The organism is Serratia plymuthica (assembly GCF_018336935.1).
GTDB lineage: Bacteria > Pseudomonadota > Gammaproteobacteria > Enterobacterales > Enterobacteriaceae > Serratia > Serratia plymuthica_B.
On record NZ_CP068771.1, the window covers coordinates 2,044,868 to 2,057,476 of the forward strand.

Annotated in this window: 12 protein-coding genes; 6 read left to right on the forward strand and 6 right to left on the reverse strand. The window is 50.8% G+C overall.

Annotated features, from left to right (window positions below; genetic code table 11):
* The first annotated feature begins 153 nt into the window (after positions 1-153).
* Complete coding sequence (gene slyA, locus JK621_RS09775) at positions 154-588, forward strand: transcriptional regulator SlyA (RefSeq protein WP_212559616.1); 435 nt, start codon at positions 154-156, stop codon at positions 586-588.
* Between the two features lie 86 nt (positions 589-674).
* Here the strand turns inward: slyA and JK621_RS09780 are convergent, their stop codons facing one another.
* Positions 675-1,139 carry a glycine zipper 2TM domain-containing protein gene (locus tag JK621_RS09780; RefSeq protein ID WP_212559617.1) on the reverse strand — a complete coding sequence of 155 codons (465 nt, stop codon included), beginning with the start codon at positions 1,137-1,139 and terminating at the stop codon, positions 675-677.
* Positions 1,140-1,504: 365 nt separating this feature from the next.
* On the opposite strand from JK621_RS09780, the gene anmK reads away from it, so the two are divergent.
* The 4 genes from anmK (at position 1,505) to tyrS (ending at position 5,257) form a co-directional block, all read left to right on the forward strand.
* A complete protein-coding gene (anmK, locus tag JK621_RS09785; protein ID WP_212559618.1) occupies positions 1,505-2,626 on the forward strand; it encodes an anhydro-N-acetylmuramic acid kinase in 1,122 nt (373 codons plus the stop codon).
* Between the two features lie 45 nt (positions 2,627-2,671).
* Positions 2,672-2,974, forward strand: coding sequence for an MliC family protein (locus JK621_RS09790; protein WP_126482402.1), 303 nt, complete (start codon positions 2,672-2,674; stop codon positions 2,972-2,974).
* A gap of 89 nt (positions 2,975-3,063) precedes the next feature.
* Positions 3,064-3,717: a pyridoxamine 5'-phosphate oxidase gene (gene pdxH, locus JK621_RS09795; protein ID WP_062789513.1), complete on the forward strand. Its 654-nt coding sequence runs from the start codon at positions 3,064-3,066 to the stop codon at positions 3,715-3,717.
* Positions 3,718-3,982: 265 nt separating this feature from the next.
* Positions 3,983-5,257, forward strand: coding sequence for a tyrosine--tRNA ligase (gene tyrS / locus JK621_RS09800; RefSeq protein WP_065506196.1), 1,275 nt, complete (start codon positions 3,983-3,985; stop codon positions 5,255-5,257).
* 55 nt (positions 5,258-5,312) lie between these two features.
* Here the strand turns inward: tyrS and JK621_RS09805 are convergent, their stop codons facing one another.
* The gene (locus tag JK621_RS09805; RefSeq protein WP_212559619.1) at positions 5,313-8,441 is read right to left on the reverse strand and encodes a DUF4214 domain-containing protein; all 3,129 of its coding nucleotides are present in this window, start codon (positions 8,439-8,441) and stop codon (positions 5,313-5,315) included.
* A 288-nt stretch (positions 8,442-8,729) separates the two neighbouring features.
* Here JK621_RS09805 and pdxY point away from each other — a divergent pair, with 288 nt between their 5' ends.
* Entirely contained in the window at positions 8,730-9,590 is an 861-nt protein-coding gene (gene pdxY, locus JK621_RS09810; RefSeq protein WP_212559620.1) for a pyridoxal kinase PdxY, read from the forward strand.
* A 37-nt stretch (positions 9,591-9,627) separates the two neighbouring features.
* Here the strand turns inward: pdxY and gstA are convergent, their stop codons facing one another.
* The 4 genes from gstA to JK621_RS09830 form a co-directional block, all read right to left on the reverse strand.
* Complete coding sequence (gstA, locus tag JK621_RS09815) at positions 9,628-10,233, reverse strand: glutathione transferase GstA (RefSeq protein WP_212559621.1); 606 nt, start codon at positions 10,231-10,233, stop codon at positions 9,628-9,630.
* Positions 10,234-10,325: 92 nt separating this feature from the next.
* Positions 10,326-11,210 carry a 4-hydroxy-tetrahydrodipicolinate synthase gene (dapA, locus tag JK621_RS09820; protein ID WP_212559622.1) on the reverse strand — a complete coding sequence of 295 codons (885 nt, stop codon included), beginning with the start codon at positions 11,208-11,210 and terminating at the stop codon, positions 10,326-10,328.
* A 202-nt stretch (positions 11,211-11,412) separates the two neighbouring features.
* A complete protein-coding gene (locus JK621_RS09825) occupies positions 11,413-11,676 on the reverse strand; it encodes a DUF3811 domain-containing protein (protein ID WP_006324956.1) in 264 nt (87 codons plus the stop codon).
* A gap of 107 nt (positions 11,677-11,783) precedes the next feature.
* Entirely contained in the window at positions 11,784-12,449 is a 666-nt protein-coding gene (locus JK621_RS09830; protein WP_212559623.1) for an HD domain-containing protein, read from the reverse strand.
* Positions 12,450-12,609 lie beyond the last annotated feature (160 nt).

Sequence of the window (12,609 nt, forward strand, 5' to 3'; positions counted from 1 at the left end):
TAAATATTTGCGTAAAGGATAAACAATAGCTGAGCAAAGTGGTGGCTATTTCTACAATATACATTATATACATTTGTGTTTTTAATGTGAGTTACTCAGAATGGTCTAAGCTTTGGATAGTTATATTAGCATGCTAATTATAAGGAGGGGGAAGTGGAGTCATCATTAGGTTCAGATTTAGCACGATTAGTTCGTGTTTGGCGCGCGCTTATCGATCATCGGCTCAAGCCGCTGGCGCTCACGCAAACACACTGGGTCACCCTGCACAATATCAATCGTCTACCGCCGGAGCAGTCGCAGATCCAACTGGCCAAGGCAATCGGCATTGAACAGCCTTCGCTGGTTCGAACGCTGGACCAACTGGAAGAGAAGGGGCTTATTACTCGCCACACTTGCGCTAACGACCGGCGCGCAAAGCGTATCAAATTGACTGAAGCGGCCGATCCCATCATCAGGGAAGTGGACAGCGTCATCAGCTCTACGCGCGGTGAGATTTTGAGTGGCATTACCACGGATGAAGTGCAGTTGTTGGTAGGTTTGATTGGCAAGCTGGAACAAAACATCTCTGAATTGCAAAATAAACAATAATAACGTTTTCTTTATTTGATTAGATTTCACAGCATCGGAAATGAAACCGGAGGCCTTGGCCTCCGGTTTTACCTTGCAGCTTTCGCTTACAACGGGGAAACGGTAATGGTGTCGCCAGTGCGCGCCATACGCACACGTTGACCCACGCTGAACTTGGTTTCGCCCGCCTTCTGAACCACCACGATGTTCTCTTTCTGGTCGGTCTTGATTTCCAACTCATAACCCGAGGTGCGTCCTGCCAGCTCACCGACGCTGTTGCCTGCTACGCCGCCGGCTACTGCGCCCGCCGCGGTTGCCAGGGTACGGCCGGTGCCGCCACCTACGGTGTTGCCCAGCAAGCCGCCAAGTACCGCACCGCCGATCGCCCCAATGGTATTCGAACTGTCGCTCCCTTGGATCTTGACCGGACGAACAGAAACCAGCGTACCGTAAGTCACGGTCTGAACCTGTTTGGCCTGCGAGGATGAATAGACATCGCCGGACATGGATTCATTGGCGCATCCTGCCAGCGTAACTGCGGCGACGGCAACGACGAGAAGACGCTTGATCATATAAAACTCCTGTTGTGGTAGTCCATAACCTGGGAAACCTTTCCAGGCCAGATTCTGTGAAAACAATAGACAAAGTATGGCGTAAATACGCGTACATCACCATGCCCGTTACTGCACGCAGCTTAACTTTACTCTGTTCAACCAATAATAAACGGTGGTTTAGCTTTATGACAGGGCCGGAACAAATTCCGTTGCGGGTTGAACCGCAGTTTAGCCGCCTTTATCACCGTGGCCGGCCGCGAAAAACAGGCGCATCGCTCACAGAGGTGAAAAAAAGACATCATAATTCATGGCGTTAATGGCCCAATTCTGGTTTATTTATCGGTTGAAAGTTTGCTTCCCCGTGCGGGTTAAAGGATGTTGCTATGAAGTCAGGCCGCTATATAGGTGTTATGTCTGGCACCAGTCTGGATGGCGTCGATGTGGTGCTTGCCGCAATCGACGGACGAATGGTCGCGCAGCAGGCAAGTTACAGCCACCCGATGCCGATCCAACTGAAGCAAGACATTCTTGGCATGTGCCAGGGCCAGCAGACCACGCTCTCTGCGGTGGGCCGGCTGGATGCGCAGCTTGGGGTGTTGTTTGGCGAGGCGGTGCTTGGTTTGCTGAAACAGACCGGCATGTCGGCGCACGACATCACCGCTATCGGTTGTCATGGCCAGACGGTATGGCATGAGCCTGAAGGCGATGCACGCTTCTCGATGCAACTGGGCGATAACAACCGCATTGCCGCATTGGCCAATATCACCACCGTCGGCGATTTCCGCCGCCGCGATATGGCCTACGGCGGCCAGGGTGCTCCGCTGGTACCGGCATTTCATCAGGCGCTGTTGGCGCATCAGGTAGAGCGCCGTATGGTGCTCAATATTGGCGGCATCGCCAACCTTTCGCTGCTGCTGCCAGGCGCGCCGGTGCGCGGTTTCGATACCGGGCCGGGCAATATGCTGATGGATGCCTGGGTATGGCGCCATCGTTCGCGGCCTTACGACAAGGACGGCGCATGGGCGATGGAGGGGCGCGTCTGCCTGCCGCTGTTGCAACAGATGTTGGCAGATCCTTACTTTGCGCTGCCTGCGCCGAAAAGCACCGGTCGCGAGTATTTCAACGCCGCTTGGCTGGAGCGCCAACTCTCGGGCTTGCCGGCAATCAGCCCCACCGATGTACAAACCACCTTGGCGGAATTGACGGCGGTCACCATTTGCGAGCAGGTACAATTGGCGGGAGGGTGCGAGCGTTTGCTGGTGTGTGGCGGCGGGGCGCGCAACCCGTTGCTGATGGCGCGGATGTCCGCGCTGTTGCCGGGTATCGAAGTCTGTCTGACCGATGATTTCGGCGTCAGTGGTGACGATATGGAAGCGCTGGCCTTTGCCTGGCTGGCGTTTCGCACCCTGTCCGGGCAGGCCGGCAACCTGCCGTCGGTCACCGGCGCCAGCCGTGAAACCCTGCTGGGTGGGATTTATCCGGTTTTGCCTTTAGGGCCCCGTTAGCTCTGTTAGGATAGAAATCGACAGATTTCCCTAAGGAGCAACAGCATGAAAAAAATCATTATTGCCGCAGGCGCGCTGACGCTGGCAGGCTGCAGTTACGTATTGCCGCAAAGCAGCCAGACGCTGCATTACCAGTGCGGCACTACGCCGCTGACGGTGTCGCTGGACGGTAAGGACAGCACGGCCAGCTTTCTGATGGATGGCGAGCAATTGAAGCTGAAACAGGTGTTGGTCATGTCCGGCGCGAAATACAGCGACGGCAAGTACAGTTTCTGGTCGAAGGGCCAAAACGCCTATGTCGAGCGTAATGACAAGGTGATTATAAGCGACTGCGTACTGGCTAATTGATCGGCCGACGGCGGCGTCAGAACGATTGAGATTCTGGCGCCGCAGGCGCAGAATGTAACGACGAATTTTTCGGTTGGTCGATAAACCAGATGATTGAAAATAATGAGTTTGATGTTGCGGACCTGCGCCGTGAATACACCCGTGGCGGCCTGCGCCGCAACGATCTGACCGCTAATCCGCTTGAATTGTTTGAACGCTGGCTGAAGCAGGCCTGCGATGCGCGCCTGGCCGATCCTACCGCCATGTGCGTGGCTACGGTGGATGAAAATGGCCAACCTTATCAGCGTATCGTGCTGCTCAAGCATTTTGACGACAAAGGCCTGGTCTTTTATACCAACCTCGGCAGCCGCAAGGCGCAACAGTTAGCGCAAAATCCGCACATCAGCCTGCTATTTCCGTGGCATATGCTAGATCGTCAGGTGATTTTCCTTGGCAAGGCAGAACGTCTGTCCACGCTGGAGGTGATGAAGTATTTCACCAGCCGGCCGAAAGACAGCCAGATCGGCGCCTGGGTATCGCAGCAGTCATCGCGCATTTCCGCACGCGGCGTACTGGAGAGCAAATTCCTCGAACTGAAGCAAAAATTCCAGCAGGGCGAAGTGCCGTTGCCGAGTTTCTGGGGCGGATTCCGCGTTAATTTCGATTCTGTCGAGTTCTGGCAGGGCGGCGAACACCGCCTGCATGACCGCTTTTTGTATCAGCGCGATGGGAATGACTGGAAAATTGACCGACTGGCGCCCTGAAAACTGAAAATCCCCCTTAAGCGCTGGCACTGATGCCGTCGGCGCTTTATTCTATACCCGTCGTACTTCAAGCTGCAGGTGTGTTGGCTGCAAGCGTTCACCCGAATCACTTACCTGTTGTAAGCTCATCGGGACTCGCGTTCTTGCCGCCTTCCTGCAACTCGAATTATTTAGGGTAAATGCGTTATCGTAAATTTTATATTTCGCCAGTGGGCGAAAGGTCGTGTACCGACAAAGGTGCATTCGTTTATACATGGAGTCATTGATGGCAAGCAGCAACTTGATTAAACAACTGCAAGAGCGGGGCCTCGTTGCCCAGGTTACGGATGAAGAAGCGTTAGCGGAGCGACTGGCGCAAGGGCCAATTGCACTGTATTGCGGTTTCGATCCGACCGCTGACAGCTTGCATTTGGGCCATCTGGTTCCCCTGTTGTGCCTGAAGCGCTTCCAGTTGGCCGGCCACAAGCCTGTCGCGCTGGTAGGCGGCGCCACGGGTCTGATCGGCGATCCGAGCTTCAAAGCGGCTGAGCGCAAGCTCAATACCGCCGAGACGGTGAATGAGTGGGTAGAAAAGATCCGCAAACAGGTTTCCCCGTTCCTCGATTTCGACTGCGGGAGCAACAGCGCCATCGCCGCCAACAACTATGACTGGTTCGGAGGCATGAACGTGCTGACCTTCCTGCGTGACATCGGCAAGCATTTCTCCGTGAACCAGATGATCAACAAGGAGGCGGTGAAGCAGCGTTTGAACCGTGACGACTCGGGCATTTCCTTCACCGAGTTCTCCTACAACCTGCTGCAGGGGTTCGATTTCTCCGAGCTGTACAATCGCCATCAGGTGGAACTGCAGATTGGCGGTTCCGATCAGTGGGGCAACATCACGTCCGGTATCGATCTGACTCGCCGCATGCACCAGAAGCAGGTGTTCGGCCTGACGGTGCCGTTGATCACCAAAGCGGATGGCACCAAGTTCGGCAAGACCGAAGGCGGCGCAGTGTGGCTGGCACCGGAAAAAACCAGCCCGTACAAGTTCTACCAGTTCTGGATCAACACCGCCGACGCCGACGTTTACCGTTTCCTGAAGTTCTTCACCTTCATGAGCCTGGAAGACATCAACGCGCTGGAAGAAGAAGACAAGAACAGCGGCAAAGCGCCGCGCGCCCAGTATGTGCTGGCGGAAGAAGTGACAGGTATGGTGCATGGCGCGGAAGGGCTGGCTGCGGCCAAGCGCATCACCCAGAGCCTGTTCTCCGGCGCACTGCACGAGATGACCGAAGCCGACTTCGCCCAGTTGGCGCAAGACGGTATGCCAACCATCAAACTGGATGGCGACGCGGATCTGCAGCAGGCGCTGGTCAATGCCGAACTGGTGCCGTCACGTGGCCAGGCGCGCACCATGATCGGCTCCAACGCGGTGACCATCAACGGTGAGAAACAGTCCAACGCCGAATACGCGTTCAGCGACGCCGATCGTCTGTTCGGCCGTTACACGCTGTTGCGCCGGGGTAAAAAGCATTACTGCCTGGTCGACTGGCAGTAATTTACTGCGGAGCGGTTAGAAATAAGGCCCGGGGAATTATCCCACGGGCCGTTTATTAGGCGGTAATAATCTCATGTATTCCAGTGGTAAGGCCGTTCAGCGCAATTTCCGGTGATTGGTAATGCGTCGCGGCGATAGTAGCATTGATATCATGGTTACCAAGTGAAAATACATAATCATCATGATCAAAATTTTTATTATGATTTTTATCAATAATTACATACAGGTTTTTACCTAGTTTGAGTGCACCAACTTCAGCCAGATTACCGTTGCTTTCGCCCTGAGTTATCTTCTCTAATGCTTTACCAAAAGTAGCTTGCGCGTTGTCGGTACTTGACTGAGAAAGCGAGTTGAATATTGCATCTATCGCATCTTGCGACGTGACGGAGCCATAATTCTCCATGCTTTTTGCTCCCGCTTTGCTGAAGACCCACTGTTGTGTACCTTTACCGACGGTAACAGTATCTGTTGGGTCAAGACCGGTAATGGTTACCATCTTATCGATTGTGCTTTGTTCAAAGTTAAATCTATTTAATTCATGAATGTAATCAACCCCTGTTTCATCATAATATTTTAGCGTGGTATCTCCTTTGATATTGAAAATGTTCTTACTATTGTAATTAATAGTGATCTGCTCACCTGCAAGTTCGCCGATCAGAACATCATATTTACTGTGATCGCTCAAAGATTGTAGTAATTTATAAAATTCACCACCGCCACTCCCTTCTTTTTCGAGAGTTAAGTTAACAGATATTTTGGGTACTGAGGTCCAGGGATCTTCGGCAGCAGGAATATTAATATTCTTCAATGTGTCACTGAAATCAGATTTTATTTTCAAATTCAATTTTGATGAACCAGTCACATAAATATTCTCAATGTAATTGTTTTTACCTGACAATACTAATGAGTTGACTGCTGAACCTGCAGAAACAATTTCAAGACCCTCTTTACTGTCAGGCGAGCTGTAATGGCTTGTTAATTCAACTTCACCAGCATTCAATTGTTTAAGGTTAACTCCGGAAATATTTATCTTCCAGTTGTTATATGCCGTAGGTTGGATGCTCGGGGCCAGTTCCAAATGTATTTTGCTTTGACTCGTTGCATGCCCTCTGACATCAAGCAAAAAAGTTCCATCGCTTGCTGCATTAATAACGTGAACATCTTTGGCTACGCTGGATAATATAACGCCTTTACTACCAGTCCAGCCGGCGGAACTGACTGTTGCATGATCAGATTGAACTAGTGATGTAACATTATCATATTTTTCATTGTAAATGCTCGCTGTTTGATTTGTCACACCCAAGTCAATGATGTTTTTACCTTCATTACCTACTAGTTTCCCATCAAGATATATTCTCCCTGTTCCTATGTAGCTTGATAACTCAATGTATTGGAAGTTTTTAAATTGATTGATATTACTTTGAATATAACCGCTAACACTTCCGTCTTGATTAGTTGTCAAGTAAATGTCTTTGGTGATGAAGTTTCCTGAGATTAGAGATAATTGCTCGGAACTGGAGTTTGACTCAGCGGTGAATTGAGTGCTGACAATGTTGGGGTTTCCATTTTTACCGTTACCGTTCCAAAATAATTTATTAGTACCAGAACCAAAGTCGATATTGAGAACGGCATTTTTAATAGTATTGTGATAAATGTCATTAAATGCAACGGTATCGCTCTCAGAACCAAAATTTATATTTTTAACAGACTGGAATGATTGATAGTCACCAATCTGGACATGTAATGTAAAAGGCTTGTTCTTAAGAGAGTCTATAACAACGGGGTTTGCAGAAAACTCGCCAAGTAATGTTACATCTGTGAGTTTTTTTGCATAATCAAGATTGATTTCTTTATTGTTATATACCTCTATAGATACCTTCTCAAGGATCGATTTTTCTGCATTGGTTAGGGTATGAGTAACGCCGGTATTGATATTGCTGATTAATCCGTTAGAGTCAGATGTATTTTGCAATACTGCGATGCTTTTGTACCCAAGCATTTGAGCGATAGCCAGTTCCTGGTGGAATAATGTTGATTCGCTTGGGGCTTTATGATTATTTGGAAACGGTGATTTCCCGTTGCGGAATGTCTCTAATATTAAAGCACTTACCTTAAATGGGTCATTCCCCGTTTGGTCTAAAAGACTTTGCCTTTCCATTGGAGATAAAGGTGAACCGTAGAGAGAGTTAAAAAGAATGTCAAAGTCTTTGGCTCTGAAAAATGAGGGTGACGTATACAGTATCTTTAACAGCTCAGAGGTGGTTGTACCGCTGAAGAGCATCTTGCTGTATGTATCCATTGCTCTGGCATCTGCGGAGAAATGTGCAGTATTCAAGTATATGTATGCCACCATTTCTTGGTATTTTAATTCAGGTAACTCCCCAGGAGCATAAACATGAGTTGCGTTGATGAAATTTGTTTTAGCAACGGCGTGATTTGTGTCATTTTTAATGTCAGCAATCATTCGCATCACTACATCACCCCTGGTTTCAAAATGTCCAGTCAACCCAGCAGTGTATTTCTGCAGGTCCTGATCACTGGCGTCAGTTCCAAAGGTTTGCTTGAATATTTTTTTGACAAAATCACCATCACTTAAGCTGGATAACCAAGATTTTGATGAGATGAAAAGATCTGCGATTTCTACAGCATCTCTTTTCCCTTCTGACAATTGCTTACCCCAATAGTTAATGCCATCTGCATCCATAAAACTGCCTAAGACATAATATATCCCTTGAATTTTTTCAGCGGCAGAAGGTTGTGAGTAGGATAGCTCGAATGCAGGGTAAAGTGTAGAGTTGATAATGTTTGTTATATTCTGCTGTTGAGCAACAATGGCTGGATTGGTACTATCATAAGAGCTTATATTATTAATAATGCTCAGGGTTATTTGTCCAAGGTTTTTCCCACTATTTACCTGCGCTACTAAATCTGCGAGTATGGCATCGGTGGGTTCTACTTGCGTTATGTTATTATAAATTTTATTTATTTTTTCTGAGGTGCTAAGGGTATCGTAGCGATAATGACCATCTGCTGAGTTGAAAATTTTATTGGCAAGAGATTCCTGATTGTAAGCGAACGTCTCTAATCCTTTTGAAAAATATTCGCAGGTTTCTATATCGGCACTTTTACCTAAAATTGCATAATACAGAATCGCTACATCTTGTTGTATTTTTAGAATTCCCATTTTTGCCTCGTTGAGTGAAAGAGAAGAGCATCTTTAAGTACAGACTAAAAAATCATAAATGCAATGTTTTGATGAAAACATAATCTGTTATTCAGGATGTTCGTCATAACTTTATTTTTTATAAGCTTTTTTTGCTGTTTCACTTTGGATAGAATCTGGATTGGGAGTAAAAGAGCCGACTTCTTAAAATTCTCTCACTGGAAGCCAACGGTTGACACATTCTGTTGCTTATAACACTATTTTCGCCGCGGGCTGATGCGCACGGCATGGCGAGGTCAGGCTGTATCGATGAAAAATATTCTCTCTATTCAATCGCATGTGGTGTTTGGGCACGCGGGCAACAGTGCGGCTGAATTCCCAATGCGCCGTATGGGCGTTAACGTCTGGCCGCTGAACACGGTGCAGTTTTCAAATCATACCCAGTACGGAAAATGGACGGGCTGCGTGATGCCGGCCAGCCACCTGACAGAGATCGCTCAGGGGATTGCGGCCATCGATCAACTGAAAAACTGCAATGCGGTGCTGAGCGGCTATATCGGTTCGCCGGAGCAGGGCAATCATATTCTCGAGGTGGTTCGTCAGGTCAAACAGGCTAATTCGGACGCCTGGTATTTCTGCGATCCGGTGATGGGCCACCCTGAAAAGGGCTGCATCGTTGCGCCGGGCGTGGCGGAGTTTTTTTGCCGGCAGGCGTTGCAATGCAGCGACATGATTGCGCCAAACCTGCTTGAACTGGAACTGCTGAGCCAACGGGAAGTCACTGACGTTGGGCAAGCGATAAGCGCCGCACGTGAACTGATCGCCAAAGGGCCGAAGCTGGTGCTGGTCAAACACCTGAGCCGCGCCGGCTATCATATCGACTGTTTCGAAATGCTGTTGGTCACGGCAGATGAAGCCTGGCATATCAGCCGCCCGCTGGTGGATTTTGGCGCTCGCCAACCGGTCGGCGTAGGCGACCTGACCAGCGGCCTGTTACTGGTCGATTTACTGCAAGGCATGGCGCTGGATAAGGCATTGGAGCATGTGACGGCGGCGGTGTATGAAGTGATGCTGGCAACCCAGGCAATGGGCGAGTACGAACTGCAGGTCGTGGCGGCTCAGGATCGCATCGTGCAGCCGAACTGCGAGTTCAAAGCGGTAAAACGCTAAGCTCTGCAGCCCCGGCAGTGCAGCCGGGGCTTGGGTGCTATTTCAAACCTTCGGCATTCAGCGCCGCATCTACCGCTGGCCGTGCAGCGACTCTGTCAAAATACGCCGCCAAGTGGGGGTGTTTTTTGAGATCGAACCGCTGGGAGATGGCCCAACGCAAAACGGTAAACAGATAGGCGTCCGCCACGCTGAACCGGTTTCCCAACAGGAAGTGCTGCTTTGCCAGCACGGAATCCAAATAGCCGAATTGCTGCTCCAGTTTGGCGCGTGCGATGGCCTTGTATTCATCCGGCGTTTTCGGGTTAAACAGCGGGCTGAATCCCTTGTGCAATTCAGTCGCAATATAGTTCAACCACTCAATGGCATGATAACGCGACAGTGTACCCGCAGCCGGGATCAGGTTGCGGTCCGGCACGCGATCCGCCAGATATTGCACAATCGCCACGCCCTCGGTCAGCAGGCTGCCATCATCCAGCAACAGCGCCGGTACTTGTCCCTTAGGGTTGATGGCCAGGTAGTCGGCACCGCTTTCGGTCTTTTTCTGCGCCAGATCGACCTTTTCCGCCGTAAAATCCAGGCCCGCCTCGCGCAGCACAATATGCGGTGACAGAGAACAGGCACCGGCTTTATAGAACAGTTTCATCGTAAGCTCCTTGATTGTGATGAATGACAGGCATGCTTAACCTCTGATCCTAGTTCCATAACGTTAAAATTACAGCGGGTTAGCTAACAAATTTAGCTCACCAGCGCATCCTCTGGCTGTAACTGCGCCAAAGTGACGGCAATGCGCTGTTGCAACGCCTGCGGCGCGATTTGCATCGGCGATCTCAGTTCGTTGCGGATCAGACCTTGCTGCGCAAGAGCGGCTTTGACAGGGGCCGGATTGGGGAAACTGAACATCTGGTGGATCATCGGCAACAGCGTATAGAAGTTAGCGCGCGCGGCAGCCAGATCGCCGTTGGCAACCTGTTGCACCAGTTGCACGAAGCGCTGCGGGTAAATATGTGCGGAGGCGGAAATTGCCCCGGTGCCGCCCAGGCACAGGGTGGTGAGGATCAGGTTATCTTCGCCGGTCATGACGTCGATTTCGCCGTCGTCAATCAGCGCCATGGTGGTATCCGGGTTACCGCCGCAGTCTTTGATCGCCTTGACCTGCGGATGGCGGGCGATCTGCCTGAGGGTTTGCAGCTCCATCACGATACCGGTGCGCTGCGGGATATTGTACAGGATCACCGGCACGCTCGACGCGTCGGCAAGCTGGGTGAAGTAATCCACCAGGCCGCATTGCGATGGGCGGATGTAATAGGGCGCGGGGATCAGCACACCGGCGATGTCGCGCAGTTGGATCTCCTGCTGCATCTGCAGGGTATCCAGCATGTTATTGCCCGACAGCCCCATCACCACCTGGCTGGCCGGTACAACGTCCAACACCGCATCCAGTACCGCCAATTGTTCTTCTTTACTCAACGCCGCTGCTTCGCCGGTGGTGCCACAGACCACCAACCCGGAGACGCCGGAGGCGATCAGGTATTGCGCCAGCCGTTTAACCGCAGGCAGATCGACGGCGTTATTATTGAATGGGGTAACCAGCGCAACCCAAATACCGGAGAATGAAGCCATAATAAGTTCCTTCAGTGCAAACGACAGATAAGCCAGATGAGAAAATGCCAGAGGATATCCATCGATAATGAATATTCTTCATTATGCTGTCAATTTACAACTTATTGATAACATTGTTATTCATGATTCGAATAGGCTGATGAGTTTGGCTAATGAATCGGGGCAATAAAAAACCCCGCGCCGGCGGGGTTTTCTTAAGGCATTAACGCGGGGGGCGGGTGCTGATTGAAGCGGACCAGCTGAAGGTTTCGCCGCTGGGTTTGACCCGGTTGGCTTTACGTTCGGCGCGCGTGGCTTTTTCGATTTTCTCGCGGGCGGCCATGATGCGCGCCACGACTTCATCCTTGGTCTTGTTGTTCTCGGCATTCGTCAGTTCCCGGCCGAGATTTTTACGCGCCTTGTCCAGCTCGGTTTTTACTTCACGTTGTTCGCTTTCCGTCATGTCTTTCAGCGTCAGTTTTTTCATCGTTGTGGCCTGGTCAGTGAAGATGGTTATCAGTGTACAGCAATTATTGCGGCGAAGATGCCGGTAACGTAACGGAATCGATGCGTTGGAGGCATTAACCGCGATTTTCACATCTCTTCCAGCAACTCGCTGAGGAAGCGACGCATGCGCTCGGTGCGCTCCTGCGCCATTTGTCGACCGGCCGCGGTCTGAAAGCCTTCTTGTAGCTTAAACAGTTTGGTTTCGAAGTGGTCCAGCGTGAAACGCTTATCGTCATACTGGCGCTGTTGCGCCAGCGGATCGGCGGCATCGTACAGCGCGCTGCGCATACGTCCGCCGATATAGAAACAGCGCGCCACGCCAATCATGCCTATGGCGTCCAGACGGTCGGCATCCTGGATGATTTTCGCCTCCAGCGTTTCCGGCGTAATGGCGGCAGAAAAGCTGTGGGCTTCGATGGCATGGACCGTTTTAGCGATATCGTGCGCTTCCCAGTCCAACTGCGCCAACGTCAACGCGGCTTTTTCCGCCGCCATGCGTGACGCCAGGTGGCGCTGCGGCGAATTCTTTTCTACCGCCACGCAGTCATGCAACAGCACCGCCGCACACAAGATGCGCCGGTCGCCGCCTTCCTGCGCACTGATCTGGCGGGCGTTCTTCCATACACGGTGCAAGTGGGCAACGTCATGGGAACCATCGTCGGAATCGAGGGTCAGCGGCAACAGCGCCTGCGCCAGTTCCTGATGAGGTGAAAAAGGCCGCAGCAATGACTGTGGCAGCAGTGGAAAATGCACGTTTTGCTCCTTTTGACGGTAATCGTGAATCATCATAGCAGCCGAAGATGAGGCGGTTATGACACTGCAGGAACAGAATTGTTTACCGTATTGCAATAGACTATTGCCGGAATTACGGTTTTTGTACCGGAATAAGCAACCTACAATAGTCTCATTCCGG